Raw genomic sequence first — 17,353 nt, forward strand, 5'->3', positions numbered from 1 at the left:
GATTTCGATCTGCGCGGCGGGTGGGCAGGGGGTGACGGTTATCGTAGAGCGCTGAGGCAAACCCTGTGGGAGCGCGCCTGACTTGACCATGAATCAACTGTTAGGCTTGTCTGATCAGAACTACAAGAAGCCGCCATGCCGATCATCGGACACCCCCGCGCCATCCCGGCGCTGGACCACCTGCCCAGGCCGCTCTATGCCCGTGCCGAAAGCCTCGGCGCCGGCTCCTGGACCACCCGCCACCAGCACGACTGGGTGCAGTTCTCCTACGCGATCAGCGGCGTCCTCGGGGTGTATACCCACGAGGGCAGCTACTTCGCTCCGCCTCAGTGGGGCGTGTGGATACCAGCCGATGCCGAACATGAGGTGGTCACCTCGATGCAGGCCGAAATGCGCAGCCTGTACGTGCGCCGGGATGCCTGCCCATGGGCACCGGAACAGTGCCGTGTGCTGGAAGTGACCCCGCTGGCGCGCGAACTGATCAAGCAGTTCTGCCTGTTCCCGGCAGACTACCCGGAGGGTGACAGCGCCGAGGCGCGGCTGGTGGCGGTGCTGCTCGACCAGTTGCGCACGCTGCCCGAGGTCGGTTTTTCGCTGCCACTGCCACGGCACCCGGGGTTGCTGGCGCTGTGCAATGGCCTGATCGCTGCACCGGACCAGCCGCAGACCTTGCAGCAGTGGGCGCGGGAGTTGGGGTGTTCGGAGAAGACGCTGATGCGGCTGTTCCAGCGGGAGACGGGTTTGAGCTTTCGCAACTGGCGGCAGCGTATGCGGCTGTTGTCATCGCTGGCGCTGCTGGAGGCGGGGGAGAGTGTGACCGAGGCGGCGTTGGGGTGTGGGTATGACTCCACCTCGGCTTACATTGCGGCGTTCAAGCAATTGTTCGGCGCGACGCCGGGAGAATTGAAGCTTTAGTGATTGGTCGCCTGTGCCGGCCTCTTCGCGGGCACAGGCAACACATCAGGTACGGAACCTGCGCACCAGTGCATCCAGCTCATTGGACAACCCGGCCAGGCTCTCCGAATCCACCCGCGCCGCCTGGGCAAGTTCCGCCACCAGCTGCGCATCGCCGTGAATCTGGCTGATGTGCCGGTTGATGTCCTCGGCCACCTGGTGCTGCTCTTCGGCCGCCGTGGCGATCTGGGTGTTCATGTCGCGGATCACATCCACCGACTCGCGGATCTGCCCGAAGCTGTCACGGGCCAGGCCGATGCGGCTCACCGACTGCTGCGAAACCTCCAGGCTGGCGTGCATCTGTGCGGCCACTTCGGCGGTGCGGCTGGCCAGGTTGCCCAGCAGGCCGTCGATCTCGGCGGTGGAGTCGGCAGTCCGCTTGGCCAGCGCACGCACTTCGTCGGCGACCACGGCAAAGCCACGGCCCTGCTCGCCGGCACGGGCCGCTTCGATGGCGGCGTTGAGCGCCAGCAGGTTGGTCTGCTCGGCAATCGAGCGGATGGTGCCGAGGATCGACTGGATGGCGTTGCTGTCACGCTCCAACTGCTGGATCGACTGCGCCGACTGTTCGATCTCCTGGCTCAGGCGGTCGACGCTGTGTACTGCGGCATCGATCTGCTGCTGCCCTTCGCGTGCCTGTTGCTGGCCGCTGTCGGCCGACTGCGCCGCCTGGCTGCAGGAGCGAGCCACTTCGTTGGCGGTGGCGACCATTTCGTGGAAGGCGGTGGAGACCATGTCCACTGCTTCGCGCTGGCGGCCTGCGGCTTCGGCCATGTCGCTGGAAACCCGGGTCGAGCTGCTGGAGGTGCTGAGGATCTTGCTGGCGGCAGTACCGATGTGCTGGATCAGGCTGCGAATGGCGCCGAGGAACTGGTTGAACCAGTTGGCCAGTTGCGCGGTTTCGTCACGGCCACGGATTTCCAGGTTGCGGGTCAGGTCGCCTTCGCCCTGGGCGATATCTTCCAGGCCGCTGGTGACGCTGTTGATCGGACGCACGATCAGCTTGGCGAAGGTGGCGCCAACCACGGCGAACAGCGCAGCCAGCACCACGGCCACGATGCCGATCAGCCAGGTCAGGCGGGTGGTGGTCTGCATCACTTCGCTTTGCTCGATCAGGCCGATCAAGGTCCAGCCCAGCTGTTCATCCGGGTAGATGTTGGCCATGTAGCGCACGCCATTGAGCTCCACTTCGGCCAGCCCCTTGCCGTGCTTGGCCAGCTCGGCGTACCCGTCGCCAAAGCTCGCCAGTTGCTTGAAGTTGTGCTTGGCGTCACGGGGGTCGACCAGTACGTTGCCGTTGTTTTCCACCAGCAGCAAGTAGCCGCTTTCGCCCAGCTTGATCTGCTGGACGATCTCGGTGAGGCCTTTGAGCGACACGTCGACGTTGACCACGCCCCCAGGGTTGCCCAGCTGGTTGGCGACGGTGCGCACGGTACTGACCAGCACGGCGTCGTCGGCAGCCCAGTAGTAGGCGCCGGTACGCAAGGTCTTGCCAGGGTTGGCCATGGCCAATTGGTACCAGGGGCGGGTGCGCGGGTCGTAATTGACGAACTTCTGCCCGGCCGGCCAGCCGACGTAACCACCGTCATTCACCCCGTAGGACAGGTACGCATAGCTGGGGTGCGTGGTGGCCAGACGAGTCATGAACTCCAGCACTTTGCTGGCATGGTCGCCCAGTTCATAGGACGGGGTTGCGCTCATGTACTTGTTCAGTTCGCTGCCCGTGGCGGCGACCAGGGGCTGCGAGGCCATGTACTCGACGTTCTGGTTGATGCCCTGGAAGAAGATGTTCATTGCGTTGCTGACCTGGCGGATTTCCCGGCTGCTGCCATCGAGGAATCCGTCGCGGGCTTCGCCACGCAGGTTGAGGACCACCAGGGTGGCCACAAGGACGATGGGCAAGCCGGCGATGACCGCGAATGCCCAGGTCAGTTTCTGTTTGATGCTCATCGACGCTCCCGGATTTTTATTTTCGATACACGAGGCAGGTAACAACTGCATCGGCAGCATCCGGGTTTAATGTAGGAAAACGCCCGTATTTATTGGACAAAGTCGCAGTTGGTGACTATTCGGTCGTGTTTGGACGTATATGGCATACCAAAGGGTTGCGGGGCGCCTCAGTGACAGCAGCCGCCCGCAGCGCCGTTGGCCAGGTCCTTGAGGATCGGGCAGTCCGGGCGCTCGTCCCCCTGGCAGTGCGAGACCAGTTCGCCGAGGGTGTCGCGCAGGCTCACCAGCTCTTCGATGCGCCGGTTCAGTTCATCGATATGTTGCATGGCCAGCGCTTTCACATCAGCGCTGGCGCGTTGGCGGTCCTGCCACAGGGTCAGCAGCTTGCCGACCTCCTCGAGGGAAAAGCCCAGGTCGCGGGAACGCTTGATGAAGGCCAGGCTGTGCAAGTCTTCCGCCTGGTACAGGCGGTAGCCGCTGTCGCTGCGCGTGGCGGGCTTGAGCAGGCCGATGGACTCGTAGTAACGGATCATCTTGGTGCTGAGCCCGCTGCGGCGGGCGGCCTGGCCGATGTTCATGGGGCCTCCTGAGTGTTGCTGGTGGGTTTCCAGGCCTTGAGCCACAGCGCGTTGCTCACCACGCTGACGCTGGACAGGGCCATGGCGGCGCCGGCCAGTACCGGGTTGAGGTAACCCAGCGCAGCCAGCGGGATGCCGATCAGGTTGTAGATGAACGCCCAGAACAGGTTCTGGCGGATCTTCGCATAGGTCTTGCGGCTGATCTCCAGGGCGGCCGGTACCAGGCGTGGGTCGCCGCGCATCAGGGTGATGCCGGCGGCCTGCATGGCCACGTCGGTACCGCCACCCATGGCGATGCCGATATCGGCTGCAGCCAGCGCCGGTGCATCGTTGATGCCATCACCGACCATGGCAACCACGCCATCCTGCTTCAGTGCGGCCACGGTCGCGGCCTTGTCGGCCGGCAGCACTTCGGCATGCACGTCGTCGATGCCCAGGGCGTCGGCCACCACTTTGGCGCTGCCGCGGTTGTCGCCGGTCAGCAGGTGGCTGCTGATGCGTTGCGCGTGCAGGGTATCGATCGCCTGCGCGGCGCCGGGCTTGAGGCTGTCACCGAAGGCGAACAGGCCCAGCACCCGCGGCTGTGCGCCGCGTTCGATCAGCCATGACAGGGTGCGCCCCTCGGCTTCCCAGGCCTGGGCCTTCGCGGCCAGGTCACCGGGTGGCAGGGCGCTTTCGTCGAGCAGCCGGCGGTTGCCCAAGGCCAGCTCGCGGCCCTCCACGCGCCCGGCGATACCACGCCCGGTCAGCGACTGGCTGTCGGCAACAGCAGGCACGTCCAGGCCCTGTTCGGCACAGGCATCCAGTACCGCCTTGGCCAGCGGGTGTTCGCTGCCGCGCTGCAGGGCGCCGGCCAGGCGGTGCAGGTCGGCGCTGCTGCCCACCTGCGCCTGGCTGTGGACAACGCGCGGGCTGCCGGAGGTGAGGGTGCCGGTCTTGTCGAACACCACACGGTTGACCGCATGGGCTCGCTCCAGGGCTTCTGCGTCCTTGATCAGGATGCCATGGCGGGCGGCGACCCCGGTGCCGGCCATGATCGCTGCGGGTGTGGCCAGGCCGAGGGCGCAGGGGCAGGCGATGACCAGCACGGCGACGGCGTTGATCAGCGCGGTTTCCAGCGGTGCGCCAGCCAGCCACCAGCCGACCAGGGTGATCAGCGCCAGTACCAGCACGGCCGGGACGAATACCTGGCTGACCCGGTCGACCAGCTTCTGGATTGGCGCCTTGGCCGCCTGGGCGTCTTCCACCAGGCGGATGATGCGCGCCAGCACGGTTTCGGTACCCAGTGCCTGGGTACGGACCAGCAGCCGGCCTTCGCCATTGATGGCGCCACCGGTGACGCTGTCCCCGGGTTGCTTGGGCACCGGCAGGCTCTCGCCGCTGATCAGGGCTTCATCGGCATGGCTGCTGCCGTCTTCGACCACGCCATCGACCGGGAAGCGCTCGCCGGGTTTGACCAGTACCAGGTCGCCAAGGCGCAGTTGGGCAATGGCCACGTCTTCTTCCTGGCCATCGACCAGGCGCACGGCACGTTCCGGGCGCAAGGCTTCGAGGGCCCGGATGGCGCTGGCGGTCTGGCGTTTGGCGCGGCTTTCCAGGTACTTGCCCAGCAGCACCAGGGCAATCACCACGGCCGAGGCTTCGAAGTACAGGTGCGGGGCCATGCCGGCGGGGGCTTGCGCCCACTGGTACAGGCTCAAGCCGTAACCGGCGCTGGTGCCCAGGGCCACCAGCAGGTCCATGTTGCCGGCACCGGCGCGCACGGCTTTCCAGGCGGCCACGTAGAAACGCGCGCCGAGAATGAACTGCACCGGCGTGGCCAGCAGGAACTGCACCCACGCTGGCAACATCCAGTGCAGGCCAAACGGCTGCACTACCATTGGCACCACCAGCGGCAGGGCGAGCAGCAACGCTGCAGCGACCGCCAGGCGTTCGTTACGCAGGCGGCGTTGGGTAGCAGGCTGGTCGGCCTTGGCGGCTTGCGGCAGGCTGGCGCTGTAGCCGGCCTTTTGCACGGCGTCGATCAGCAGGTTGTCGTCGAGGGCCGCGAGCACTTCGAGGTGTGCGCGTTCGCTGGCCAGGTTGACGCTGACCTGCTCAACCCCCGGCAGCTTGCCGAGGGCGCGCTCTACGCGGCCGACGCAACTGGCGCAGGTCATGCCGCCAATCTGCAGTTCGACGGTGCGGGTGGGCACGCCATAGCCGGCTTCGCGTACGGCGTCGACGAGGGCGGGCAGGCTGTTGGCCGGGGCCTGGACCCGGGCCTGTTCGGTGGCGAGGTTGACGCTGACCTGTTCAGCGCCGGTGACCTTGCGCAGGGCGCGCTCGACCCGGCCGGCACAGCTGGCGCAGGTCATGCCGGAGATCGGCAGGTCGTATGTGGTGGATGCGGGCATGGCTCTCCTCCTTGGACAGGCCTCCAGCATCAACCTTGCCACGCAGGTAAGGTCAATAGCCCAGGCCGGCTCGCTTCAACTCCAGCCCATAGTGCCCCATGGCGATGCGGTATTTGTTGATCTGGCCCGCCTGCAGGTTCAATCGTGTGCTGCGCTGGTCCTCGACACCCGCGGCGCAGCCGGGCATTTGCCCGGGCAGCAGGCGCAGGCGCACGTCTACCGGGCCGGGCGGCAGGTTGAACGAGGTGGACTGCTCCTGGAATACGCGCCCGGAGAGCTGGTCGTTGAGGTAGATGCCGATTTCGCAACTGGTGGCCACTTCCAGGCGCTCCCGGGAAATGATCAGCACGCTGTAGTCCGAGTTGCCCTCGGCGCTGGCCGGTGGCACTGCAGCCAGCGTGCTCAACAGCCCGACGACGCCCAATGCTGCCCTGAACATGAAAAATCTCCTGCTTGCCTGATCATCAAAGGCGCAGCTTGGCCGACGCGCGCGCGGATTTCCACCCCGGCTGTTGTCGGCAGGACTTGACCTTGCCCCGATGGCAAGCTTGAGACTCGTGGAAAACCTGAAGGAGGTAACCCCATGCAAGTGTTCAATGTACAAGGCATGACCTGTGGCCATTGCGTGAAAGCCGTGACCCGGGCGGTGCAGGAGCAGGATGCCGCGGCCAAGGTGGAGGTCGACCTGGCGGCCAGGCAGGTACGGGTGCAGAGTGAGTTGGCGCAGGAGCAGATTCTCACGGCCATTCGCGATGAAGGTTATCAGGCCGAGGCGGCCTGAATACTGACCTGTGGGAGCGGGCGTGCCCGCGAACACCGGCGCAACCGGTGCCATCCACCGCGCCGCCTGATTCACGGGCACGCCCGCTCCTACAGGGGCCGCACCAGGCCCAGTATTGTTGCAAATGTTTTCATGTCGATAGGGTCCACAGCAGGTAGAATCAAGCACTTGCTTAGCCTGCTATGGATTCCTGATGAACCTGCGAATGGTGCTCATCCTGGGCGCACTCAGTGCGTTCGGGCCTTTGGCGATCGACTTCTACCTGCCCGCCTTCCCGGCCATGGCGCAGGCGTTCGCCACCGATGAAAAACACGTCCAGGCCACCTTGGCCGCCTACTTCCTTGGCCTGTCCATCGGGCAACTGGCCTACGGGCCGGTGGCTGACCGCTTTGGCCGACGCAAGCCGCTGATGTTCGGGGTGACCCTGTTCACCCTGGCGTCACTGGCCTGTGCCTATGCCCCCAACCTCGACACCCTGGTGCTGGCGCGTTTCGTACAGGCGCTGGGCGGTTGCGCCGGGATGGTGCTGTCGCGGGCCATTGTCAGTGACAAGTGCGACCCGGTGGCCTCGGCCAAGGTGTTCTCGCAACTGATGCTGGTCATGGGGCTGGCGCCAATCCTGGCACCGATGCTGGGCGGGGTGTTGGTGAACCTGGCCGGCTGGCAATCGATCTTCCTCGCCCTTAGCCTGTTCAGTGCAGGTTGCCTGCTGGCGGTCAGCCTGGGCCTGCCGGAAAGCCTGCCCGAGCACATACCGCGGCAACCGCTGGCTGGCGCCTTGCGTCAGTACATGCGTCTGCTCGCTGACCGGGTGTTCATCGGCCATGCCTTGACCGGTGGTATCGCCATTGCCGGCATGTTTGCCTACATCGCCGGTTCACCTTTCGTGTTCATCAAGCTCTACGGCGTGCCGGCCGAGCATTACGGCTGGTTATTCGGCACCAATGCTGCCGGCTTTATCCTGGTGGCGCAGGTGAATGCACGCTTGCTGGCCAAGCGTGGGCCGGCGTTCCTGCTGGCGCGTGCGGTGTGGTTGTACCTGGCTGCGGGCCTGACGTTGCTGGGCGTGGCGGCATTGCGACCAACACAGCTGTGGCCATTGCTGGTACCGCTGTTCGTCTGCATTTCCAGCCTCGGTTGCATCATCCCCAACGCCTCTGCCTGTGCCATGAGCGGTCAGGGCACGCGGGCCGGGAGTGCCTCGGCGCTGATGGGCTGCCTGCAGTTCAGTGTCGCCGCCGGCGCAGCGGCGCTGGTCGGGCTGCTGCATGATGGTAGTGCGGTGCCGATGGCGCTGGTGATCAGCTTGTGCGGGGCACTGGTGGTCAGTGTCGCGCTGCTGACCCGCCGTTTGCCGGCCAAGGTTCCCGCATAAGCGGGTGAGGTGCCTGCAGGCGGGTTTCCAGCGTGGCGACGAAGGCACGCGCCTCGGCCTCGCTGCGGAAACTGACCACGTGTTGATCGAGCTGAACCTGCCAGGGGCAGGCGGGGTTTCGGCTCGACGCGCTGACGACAATTTTCATCGCGGCATACCTCCAAAGGGGGGAGAGCGGATGAAGTGTAGCGCTACCCCTCCTTCCTGCCATGACCTGCTTCAGTGTCCTGACTGACGGTCGACTGGAAACTTTTCTGCACGCTTTTGCCTGCTTGGGGCGCAATGCCCGCAAGCATGTGGAACCTTCGCTTTGGCTTGCGCTACTTGTGGAAATCAGGTGTCGGCCGCGTCCGAAGTTGCATTCGGTGTTTTTTCCGCCTGTCGTTCCCGTGCCCCTGCCAGGGTGTGCCGGGCTGCTTGCCTGTGCGGTCCGGGCAGGTTTCACGCACCGTTTCACTGCTTGCCATGGGTAGGCATACCCAGTGGTTTTTTTGCCTGCGGCACCACTGCGCGGGGCTGCCTGAATGGCGTTTTTTGCGGCTTATACTGGCGAACCAGGCCAGTGCCAGCGAGAGGCGCTTCCCTGCCAGGGTTGGCCATCGCATCCACACAGTGAACTTGCAGGGAGTTACAGGGACATGAACGCAGCCAGCAGTATCAGCCAGATCGCCAGCCTGATGGCCGACCCCAAACGCAGTGCCATGTTGTGGGCATTGATCGATGGCACGCCGCGGCTGGCCAACGAGCTCGCGGTAATGACCGGCCTGACCTCGTCCTCGGCCTGCGCTCACCTTTCGCTGTTGTCGTCGGCCGGTTTGCTCCGGCACGAAGCGCGGGGCCGCAAGCGCTACTTCCGCCTTGCCACCCCGCAAGTCGGGGCGGCGGTGGAGGCCCTGGCCAGTGTCCAGCTGGAGAGTACCAAGGGGGAGCGGGCCAAGGCGCCGGTATCATCGCTGCCCATGTCGATACGCAGGGCGCGTCGCTGTGGCGATCACCTGGGTGGGGAACTGGCCGGTGAGCTGTATCACCGTCTGGTGGTGGCCGGCTGGCTGGAGGGTAGCGGTCGCCAGCTGATGGTGAGCGAGGAGGGGCGGGCGCAGTTGGCTTTGGTCGGGGTCTACATCGATGCCTTGGCACCGCATCAGCAACGTGGCTGTGTGATCTGCCGCTGCACCGAGTGGAGCGATGAGGGGCCGCACCTGGGCGGGGTACTGGGGCAGGCGTTGTTCCGGCTGTTCCTGCAATCGGGGTGGATGCGCGAGGCCGAGGACTCGCGGGCATTGCATATCTCTGCACTGGGTGTTCAGCAGATCAATCGCATTGCCCGCGTGCCAACCTGGCAGGTCGGTTGACCGCGACACCTTCATGTCGCCGTCATGTCATTCAGATCAGCCGGGCATCCAGGCTGTTCTGGGCCAGCCGACGGGCCTGGTCTTCGGTCATGCCCAGGTGGGTGTACAGGGCGTGGAAGTTCTCGGTGACGTAGCCACCGAAGTAGGCCGGGTCGTCCGAATTGACCGTGACCTTCACGCCGCGCTCGAGCATGTCGAGGATGTTGTGCTGGCTCATGTGGTCGAATACGCAGAGCTTGGTGTTCGACAGCGGGCACACCGTGAGCGGGATCTGCTCGTCGATGATGCGCTGCATCAGGCGCTCGTCCTCGATGGCGCGCACACCGTGGTCGATACGCTTGACCTTCAGCAGGTCCAGGGCTTCCCAGATGTACTCGGGCGGGCCTTCCTCGCCGGCATGGGCAACGGCGACCAAGCCTTCGCTGCGGGCGCGGTCGAACACGCGCTGGAACTTGCTTGGTGGGTGGCCCATTTCCGAGCTGTCCAGGCCAACGGCGATGAAGGCATCGCGGAACGGCAGGGCCTGGTCGAGGGTTTTCTGTGCTTCATCTTCGCTGAGGTGGCGCAGGAAGCTGAGGATCAGGCCGCTGCTGATGCCCAGTTGCTCGCGACCGTCCTTGAGTGCCTGGTTGATGCCGTTGAGCACCACTTCGAAGGGGATGCCGCGGTCGGTGTGGGTCTGTGGGTCGAAGAACGGTTCGGTGTGGATCACGTTCTGCGCCTTGCAGCGTTGCAGGTAGGCCCAGGTCAGGTCGTAGAAGTCCTGCTCGGTGCGCAGCACGTCGGCGCCCTGGTAATACAGGTCGAGGAACTCCTGCAGGTTGTTGAAGGCATAGGCACCGCGCAAGGTCTCCACATCGGCCCAGGGCAGGGCGATCTTGTTGCGCTCGGCCAGGGCGAACAGCAGCTCGGGCTCCAGCGAGCCTTCCAGGTGCAGGTGCAGTTCGGCCTTGGGCAGGGCGTTCAACCAATCATACATAGTGGGTCATCTCGATCAGGTACGGTTGCCGCCATTCTACAGAGGCTGGCCGGGCAATGCGCCCGGCCAGGCTGTGACCCGGTGAATCACCAGACCAAGGGTTCGCCCTTGTAGTTGATGAAGCGCAGGCCGCCGTTGCCGCTTTGTGCCTTGATCTGTTCGAGCATGCCGCGGGTGCTGGTCAGCACATCGATCTCGGCGTTTTCGCCGCCCATGTCGGTTTTCACCCAGCCCGGGTGCATGGCCAGCACGCACAGGTCGGGGCGTTGTTGCTCGACGACGAAGCTGTTGATCATCGAGTTCAGGGCCGCCTTGCTGGCCTTGTACAGGCAGACTTCGCCGCCGTCGGGGATGGTCACGCTGCCCAGGATCGAGCTCATGAAGGCCAGCACGCCGCTGCCTTCGCGTACCTGGCCGACCAGGCGGCGGGCCACGCGGATGGGTGCCACGGCGTTGGTCATGAACAGGTCGCCGATGTCCTTGTTCTGCACCGCCTCCAGGTCTTGCGGCAGGGGGCCCATGACGCCGGCGTTGACGAATACCAGGTCGAACACTTGACCTTGCAGGCGTTGCTTCAGGCCATCGAGTTGAGCCGTATCGTTCATTTCCAGCTGCTCGATGCGCACGCCAGGTACATCGGCCAGGGCGCCGGGCTGCTGCGGGTTGCGCACGGTGGCGGTGATGTTCCAGCCGTCTTCGTGCAGGCGCTGCACCAGGCCCAGGCCCAGCCCGCGCGAGGCGCCGATGATAAGTGCAGTTTTTGCGTTAGCCATGTGTACGCACTCCGTGATCAGTTTGCAGGGAAAGGTATTGAGGATAATGCACTGGGGCCAATTTGCGGCCCTTCATTCAAAAGCGGTGCAGTACCTGTGGGAGCGGCCTTGTGTCGCGATGGGCTGCGAAGCAGCACCAGGATTTCAGCAACACCCCATGAATTGCCGGGGCCGCTTTGCGGCCCTATCGCGACGCAAGGCCGCTCCCACAAAGGATCGCGTTCTCCTGTGGGTAATTCGGCGTGCGAGCTGGCTAAAAAACGACCAGTCGCGCCGCGCCCTTGTCTGGGCGGGCACTTCGCCTGTTGGCGCACGGGTTATCCACAGGCTGTTCCACAGTTATTGTGTGCAAACCGAGAGGCTGCAGGCTGGCGCCTCTGGCCTCGTGCTGGGGATAACTTCTGGGCTTTCAGCAGTTTGCCGCTGTCATCAAACGGTGATCAAAATATGATCAAAGCTCTGTAGGCCTTGAAAACATTGACCTGCAAGCGAATGCCCCAAGCTTATCCACAGGCCGGCCCACAGTTGTTGTGGGCAATGTTCAGCGTGCTTCGAGCAGAATGCGTCCGCGGCTCAAGTCGGCCAACTGCTGCTGCAGTGGGGCCAGGTGGACGTCACCGAGTGCAATCAGCAGGTCCACGCCATTGGCGGTGAACTGCTCATCCAGGACCAGGCCGTCAACCTCCGCCAGGCGCAACTTCACCAGCGCCAGTTCGCTGAAACTGCAACTGCAGGTGAATTCGCTGCGCTGCACCAGCAGCCGCTTGGGTGCCTGTTGCAGGCACTTGTTGGCGCCGCCGCCGTAGGCCCTGGCCAGGCCACCGGTACCCAGCTGGATGCCGCCGTACCAGCGGATTACCAGCACCACCACCTGGTCGCAGTCCTGCGCTTCGATGGCCGCGAGGATTGGCCGCCCCGCGGTACCGCCAGGTTCGCCGTCATCGCTGCTGCGGTACTGGGCGCCGAGCTTCCAGGCCCAGCAGTTGTGGGTCGCGGCCAGGTCGCTATGGCGTTCGATGAAACTCATCGCTTCGGCGGCACTGCTGATCGGCCCGGCGAGGGTGATGAAGCGGCTTTTGCGGATTTCCTCGCGGTATTCGCAGAGGTCGAGCAGGGTAGAAGGCATAAATGACGGTCAGGCAGCCGGCTTGATGCCGCAGCCTTTCAGGATGATGTGGATAAGGTTGTTGCTCGCGTCTTCCATGTCCTGCTTGGTCAGGCGGCTGCGGCCGGTAACCTGGCAGATCTGGGTGGCGAAGTCGGCGTAGTGCTGGGTGCTGCCCCACAGCAGGAAGATCAGGTGCACCGGATCGACCGGGTCCATCTTGCCGGCTTCGATCCAGGCCTGGAACACCGCGGCCCGGCCCCGGAACCATTCGCGGTAGTCGGCACTGAAATATTCCGTAAGGCAGGTGCCGCCGCTGATCACTTCCATGGCGAAAATCCGCGAGGCTTGCGGGTTGCGCCGGGAGAACTCCATCTTGGTGCGAATGTACTGGCTCAGGGCTTCGCCCGGGTCATCCTCGACGCTCAAGGCGTTGAAGGTGCTGTCCCACAACTCGATGATGTTGCTGAGCACGGCAATGTACAGGCCCAGCTTGTTGGTGAAGTAGTAATGCAGGTTGGCTTTGGGCAACCCCGCCTTGAGGGCGATGGTGTTCATGCTGGTGCCCTTGAAACCATGGCGGGCAAACTCGTCTTCGGCGGCCTGGATAATGGCCTGTTCGTTCTTCTGGCGGATGCGGCCCGCGGGCTTGCCCGAGGCGGAGAGGCGATGCGCAGGGACTTCTAGGGTCATGGACGATTCCGTACGGGTCAGTGGCTGCGGCTGTCGGACAAGATTACCTGCCTGTGCCGAAGTGACAAGCGTTTGCGGCACAGACTGGCATCAGCGTGTCGCAGCCAGGCTTTCGAGGAAGCTTTCCAGCACCAGGTTAGGCCGTCGGCCTTTGCGCGTTACCCAGCTGAGGCTCAGGTCATAGAAGCGTTGTTGGGGCTTGAGGGCGCGCAAGCGGCCTTGCTGCACCCAGAACGTGGCGTAGTGGTCCGGCAGGTAGCCGATGTAGCGCCCGGTAAGGATGAGAAACGCCATGCCTTCACGGTCCGAAGCACTGGCCGTGCAGTTCAGCGCCTGGTAATGCGCCTGGATTTCGGCCGGCAGGCGGAAGGTGGGGGTGATGGCTTCCTGGCTGTTGAGGCGGTCGTCGTCGATCTGCTGGTCATCGGCATAGAACAGCGGGTGGCCGACCGCGCAGTACAGCAGTGAGCGCTCGCTGTACAACGGCTGGTACTCGAGGCCCGACAGCGGGCTGGTCTGCGGCACCACGCCGACGTGCAGGCTGCCGTCGAGCACGCCGTGCTCGACCTGGCTGGGGGCGATCATGCGGATCTGGATGCGCACGTCGGGGCCGCGGTCCTTGAGCTCGGCCAAGGCATGGGTGATGCGCATGTGCGGCAGGGTCACCAGGTTGTCGGTCAGGCCGATGTTCAGCTCGCCCCGCAAATGCTGGTGCAGGCCGTTGACTTCGGTGCGGAAGCTTTCCAGGGCGCTGAGCAGTTGCAGGGCCGAATGGTAGACCTCGCGGCCTTCCTCTGTCAGTGAGAACCCGGCACGGCCGCGTTGGCACAGGCGCAGACCGAGGCGTTGCTCGAGGTCGTTCATCTGTTGGCTGATGGCCGAACGGCCGATGCCCAGCACGTTTTCGGCGGCCGAGAAGCCGCCGCATTCGACGACACTGCGGTAGATCTTCAGCAGACGTATGTCGAAATCGCTGACTTGGGCGAGTGGATCGGGGCGTCGGCTCATTAGTTTAGTCAGGGCCTGTCTGAAGATTAGAAATGTTGGCTTTTTCAGACTTTATCGCCGTGCCAAGTTAGCTGCAACAACATCCATCGTTGCCTGATCGTCTTCCGAGGAACCGCCGATGAACATGCCCGAAACCGCCTCCGCCGGTATCGCCAGCCAGCTGAAGCTGGACGCCCACTGGATGCCTTACACCGCCAACCGCAACTTCCAGCGCGACCCACGCCTGATCGTGGCCGCCGAAGGCAACTACCTGTTCGACGACCAGGGGCGCAAGATCTTCGATGCCCTGTCGGGCTTGTGGACCTGCGGCGCCGGGCACACCCGCAAGGAAATCACCGAGGCGGTGGCTCGGCAGATCGGCACCCTGGACTACTCCCCGGCCTTCCAGTTCGGCCACCCGCTGTCGTTCCAGCTGGCCGAGAAAATCACCGAGCTGACCCCGGGCGACCTGAACCATGTGTTCTATACCAACTCCGGTTCCGAGTGTGCCGACACCGCGCTGAAGATGGTGCGTGCCTATTGGCGCCTGAAAGGCCAGGCGACCAAGACCAAGATCATCGGCCGTGCCCGTGGCTACCACGGTGTGAACATCGCCGGCACCAGCCTGGGTGGCGTCAACGGTAACCGCAAGCTGTTCGGTCAGCTGCTGGATGTCGACCACCTGCCTCACACCGTGCTGCCGGTGAACGCCTTCTCCAAAGGCATGCCGGAAGAGGGCGGTATCGCCCTGGCTGACGAAATGCTCAAGCTGATCGAGCTGCACGACGCCTCCAACATCGCTGCCGTGATCGTCGAGCCGCTGGCGGGTTCGGCTGGCGTACTGCCGCCGCCGAAGGGTTACCTGAAGCGCCTGCGTGAAATCTGCACCCAGCACAACATCCTGCTGATTTTCGACGAAGTGATCACCGGCTTTGGCCGCATGGGCGCGATGACCGGTTCTGAAGCCTTCGGCGTGACCCCGGACCTGATGTGCATCGCCAAGCAGGTCACCAACGGCGCCATCCCGATGGGTGCGGTGATCGCCAGCAGCGAGATCTACCAGACCTTCATGAACCAGCCGACCCCGGAGTACGCCGTGGAATTCCCGCACGGCTACACCTACTCGGCCCACCCGGTAGCCTGTGCCGCCGGTATCGCCGCGCTGGACCTGCTGCAGAAGGAAAACCTGGTGCAGGCCGCCGCCGAGCTGGCGCCGCACTTCGAGAAGCTGCTGCATGGCGTGAAGGGCACCAAGAACATCGTCGATATCCGCAACTACGGCCTGGCCGGCGCGATCCAGATCGCTGCCCGCGACGGTGATGCCATCGTGCGTCCATACGAAGCGGCGATGAAACTGTGGAAGGCAGGCTTCTATGTACGCTTCGGTGGCGACACCCTGCAGTTCGGCCCAACCTTCAACACCACGCCGCAGGAGCTGGACCGCCTGTTCGACGCTGTGGGCGAAACCCTGAACCTGATCGACTGATCGTTCTGATTCTGATGCCAGGCGCGTGAACACATCGCGCGCCTGCCTCTACCTTCTTTATCTGGAGTTTTGCATGAGCATTGTTCAGCACCTGATCCACGGCGAACTGGTTACCAAGGGTGAGCGCACCGCCGATGTCTTCAACCCGTCCACCGGCCAGGCCGTGCGCAAGGTCGAACTGGCCAGCCGCGCGACCGTGCAGGAGGCGATCGACTCGGCCAAGGCGGCTTTCCCGGCCTGGCGCAACACCCCACCGGCCAAGCGCGCCCAGGTGATGTTCCGCTTCAAGCAACTGCTGGAGCAGAACGAAGCGCGTATCGCGCAGATGATCAGCGAAGAGCACGGCAAGACCCTGGAGGATGCCGCCGGCGAACTGAAGCGTGGCATCGAGAACGTCGAATTCGCCTGCGCAGCGCCGGAAGTGCTGAAAGGCGAGTACAGCCGCAACGTCGGCCCGAACATCGATGCCTGGTCCGACTTCCAGCCGCTGGGCGTGGTTGCCGGTATCACCCCGTTCAACTTCCCGGCCATGGTGCCACTGTGGATGTACCCACTGGCCATCGCCTGCGGTAACGCCTTCATCCTCAAGCCTTCCGAGCGCGACCCGAGCTCGACCCTGTTCATCGCCCAGCTGCTGCTGGAAGCCGGCCTGCCGAAGGGCATCCTCAACGTGGTGCACGGCGACAAGGAAGCGGTGGATGCGCTGATCGAAGCGCCGGAAGTGAAGGCCCTGAGCTTCGTCGGTTCGACGCCGATCGCCGAGTACATCTACGCCGAAGGCACCAAGCGCGGCAAGCGCGTACAAGCCCTGGGTGGTGCGAAGAACCACGCGGTGCTGATGCCGGATGCCGACCTGGACAACGCCGTGAGCGCACTGATGGGTGCGGCCTACGGTTCGTGCGGCGAGCGTTGCATGGCCATTTCGGTGGCGGTGTGCGTGGGTGACCAGGTGGCCGACGCCCTGATTGCCAAGCTGGAACCACAGATCAAGGCACTGAAGATTGGTGCCGGCACCTCGTGCGGCCTGGACATGGGCCCGCTGGTGACGGCTGCTGCCCGTGACAAGGTGGTGGGCTATATTGATGACGGTGTTGCTGCTGGCGCCAAGCTGGTGGTGGATGGCCGTGGCTTCCGTGTGGCCGGTAATGAGGATGGCTACTTCGTCGGTGGCACCCTGTTCGACAAGGTGACCCCGGAGATGCGCATCTATAAGGAAGAGATCTTCGGCCCGGTGCTGTGCGTAGTGCGTGTGAACAGCCTGGAGCAGGCCATGCAACTGATCAATGATCACGAGTATGGCAATGGCACCTGCATCTTCACCCGTGACGGTGAAGCGGCGCGCCTGTTCTGCGATGAGATCGAAGTGGGCATGGTCGGTGTGAACGTACCGCTGCCGGTGCCGGTGGCCTACCACAGCTTTGGTGGCTGGAAGCGCTCGCTGTTCGGTGACCTGCATGCCTATGGCCCGGACGGGGTGCGCTTCTATACCCGCCGCAAGGCTATCACCCAGCGCTGGCCGCAGCGGGCCAGTCATGAGGCTTCGCAGTTTGCGTTCCCTAGTTTGTAAGGGATGAAGCAGAAGCGGGGAGGCCGGTAGGCCTCCCCGCTTTGTTTTTCAGCGATATTAAAGTTTCTTGAAATTAAAGGTTGACGCCCCTTCGAATCCCCTTATAATGCGCCCCACTTCCAGCGACAACGGAACGACAAACTCCTTGAAATTCAACGAGTTAGACGATCCGGAAGGTGCTGAAAGGGCTTCGATCAAATGATCGCCAGCGGTTGAGATGAAGGTTGACAGCGGTTTTAAACGCTGTATTATTCGCCTCCCGCTACGAGAGATCGCAGCGAGTCAAGTGTTTGAAGTCAAACGAGTTTCTCGCAAAAAACTTCAAAATAAACGCTTGACAGCAAATGAGGAAAGCGTAGAATGCGCGCCTCGGTTGA

The 17,353-nt window shown here is 63.8% G+C and carries 16 protein-coding genes; 6 read left to right on the plus strand and 10 right to left on the minus strand.

Annotated features, from left to right (window positions below; translation table 11 throughout):
• Positions 1-135 precede the first annotated feature (135 nt).
• Positions 136-915, plus strand: a complete 780-nt coding sequence (locus J5M71_RS25120) for a helix-turn-helix transcriptional regulator (protein ID WP_207838095.1) — start codon at positions 136-138, stop codon at positions 913-915.
• A 45-nt stretch (positions 916-960) separates the two neighbouring features.
• On the opposite strand, the gene J5M71_RS25125 is transcribed toward J5M71_RS25120, so the two are convergent.
• The 4 genes from J5M71_RS25125 to J5M71_RS25140 form a co-directional block, all read right to left on the minus strand.
• Entirely contained in the window at positions 961-2,904 is a 1,944-nt protein-coding gene (locus J5M71_RS25125) for a methyl-accepting chemotaxis protein (RefSeq protein ID WP_207838099.1), read from the minus strand.
• A 167-nt stretch (positions 2,905-3,071) separates the two neighbouring features.
• Positions 3,072-3,482, minus strand: a complete 411-nt coding sequence (cueR, locus tag J5M71_RS25130; RefSeq protein ID WP_063911119.1) for a Cu(I)-responsive transcriptional regulator — start codon at positions 3,480-3,482, stop codon at positions 3,072-3,074.
• Positions 3,479-5,878: a heavy metal translocating P-type ATPase gene (locus J5M71_RS25135; RefSeq protein ID WP_207838102.1), complete on the minus strand. Its 2,400-nt coding sequence runs from the start codon at positions 5,876-5,878 to the stop codon at positions 3,479-3,481. Before J5M71_RS25135 ends, cueR begins: the two co-directional genes overlap by 4 nt.
• A 52-nt stretch (positions 5,879-5,930) precedes the next feature.
• Positions 5,931-6,317 (minus strand): hypothetical protein, encoded by a 387-nt coding sequence (locus J5M71_RS25140; protein WP_207838104.1) that lies wholly within the window; start codon positions 6,315-6,317, stop codon positions 5,931-5,933.
• Between the two features lie 144 nt (positions 6,318-6,461).
• On the opposite strand from J5M71_RS25140, the gene J5M71_RS25145 reads away from it, so the two are divergent.
• On the plus strand, positions 6,462-6,659 hold the full coding sequence (locus J5M71_RS25145) for a cation transporter (RefSeq protein ID WP_063911122.1): 198 nt from the start codon (positions 6,462-6,464) through the stop codon (positions 6,657-6,659).
• A gap of 193 nt (positions 6,660-6,852) precedes the next feature.
• Entirely contained in the window at positions 6,853-8,034 is a 1,182-nt protein-coding gene (locus J5M71_RS25150) for a multidrug effflux MFS transporter (RefSeq protein ID WP_207838105.1), read from the plus strand.
• On the opposite strand, the gene J5M71_RS29395 is transcribed toward J5M71_RS25150, so the two are convergent.
• Complete coding sequence (locus tag J5M71_RS29395) at positions 7,985-8,182, minus strand: hypothetical protein (protein WP_243434344.1); 198 nt, start codon at positions 8,180-8,182, stop codon at positions 7,985-7,987. The two genes, J5M71_RS25150 and J5M71_RS29395, sit on opposite strands and share 50 nt — an antisense overlap.
• A 490-nt stretch (positions 8,183-8,672) precedes the next feature.
• Here J5M71_RS29395 and J5M71_RS25155 point away from each other — a divergent pair, with 490 nt between their 5' ends.
• On the plus strand, positions 8,673-9,386 hold the full coding sequence (locus J5M71_RS25155; protein ID WP_207838107.1) for a helix-turn-helix transcriptional regulator: 714 nt from the start codon (positions 8,673-8,675) through the stop codon (positions 9,384-9,386).
• Between the two features lie 31 nt (positions 9,387-9,417).
• On the opposite strand, the gene J5M71_RS25160 is transcribed toward J5M71_RS25155, so the two are convergent.
• From J5M71_RS25160 to J5M71_RS25180, 5 genes are all read right to left on the minus strand, one after another.
• The gene (locus J5M71_RS25160) at positions 9,418-10,365 is read right to left on the minus strand and encodes an adenosine deaminase (RefSeq protein WP_207838109.1); all 948 of its coding nucleotides are present in this window, start codon (positions 10,363-10,365) and stop codon (positions 9,418-9,420) included.
• An 86-nt stretch (positions 10,366-10,451) separates the two neighbouring features.
• Positions 10,452-11,138: an SDR family oxidoreductase gene (locus tag J5M71_RS25165; RefSeq protein ID WP_207838112.1), complete on the minus strand. Its 687-nt coding sequence runs from the start codon at positions 11,136-11,138 to the stop codon at positions 10,452-10,454.
• A gap of 541 nt (positions 11,139-11,679) precedes the next feature.
• Entirely contained in the window at positions 11,680-12,264 is a 585-nt protein-coding gene (locus J5M71_RS25170) for a YigZ family protein (protein ID WP_207838114.1), read from the minus strand.
• 9 nt (positions 12,265-12,273) lie between these two features.
• The gene (locus J5M71_RS25175; RefSeq protein WP_012270360.1) at positions 12,274-12,936 is read right to left on the minus strand and encodes a TetR/AcrR family transcriptional regulator; all 663 of its coding nucleotides are present in this window, start codon (positions 12,934-12,936) and stop codon (positions 12,274-12,276) included.
• Positions 12,937-13,026: 90 nt separating this feature from the next.
• A complete protein-coding gene (locus J5M71_RS25180; protein ID WP_046616867.1) occupies positions 13,027-13,944 on the minus strand; it encodes a LysR family transcriptional regulator in 918 nt (305 codons plus the stop codon).
• 118 nt (positions 13,945-14,062) lie between these two features.
• Here J5M71_RS25180 and J5M71_RS25185 point away from each other — a divergent pair, with 118 nt between their 5' ends.
• Complete coding sequence (locus J5M71_RS25185) at positions 14,063-15,409, plus strand: aspartate aminotransferase family protein (protein WP_207838117.1); 1,347 nt, start codon at positions 14,063-14,065, stop codon at positions 15,407-15,409.
• A gap of 73 nt (positions 15,410-15,482) precedes the next feature.
• Positions 15,483-16,976: a CoA-acylating methylmalonate-semialdehyde dehydrogenase gene (locus J5M71_RS25190; RefSeq protein WP_085626064.1), complete on the plus strand. Its 1,494-nt coding sequence runs from the start codon at positions 15,483-15,485 to the stop codon at positions 16,974-16,976.
• Positions 16,977-17,353: the final 377 nt, after the last annotated feature.

The organism is Pseudomonas sp. 43(2021) (genome assembly GCF_017490805.1).
In the GTDB taxonomy this organism is placed as follows: Bacteria; Pseudomonadota; Gammaproteobacteria; order Pseudomonadales; family Pseudomonadaceae; genus Aquipseudomonas.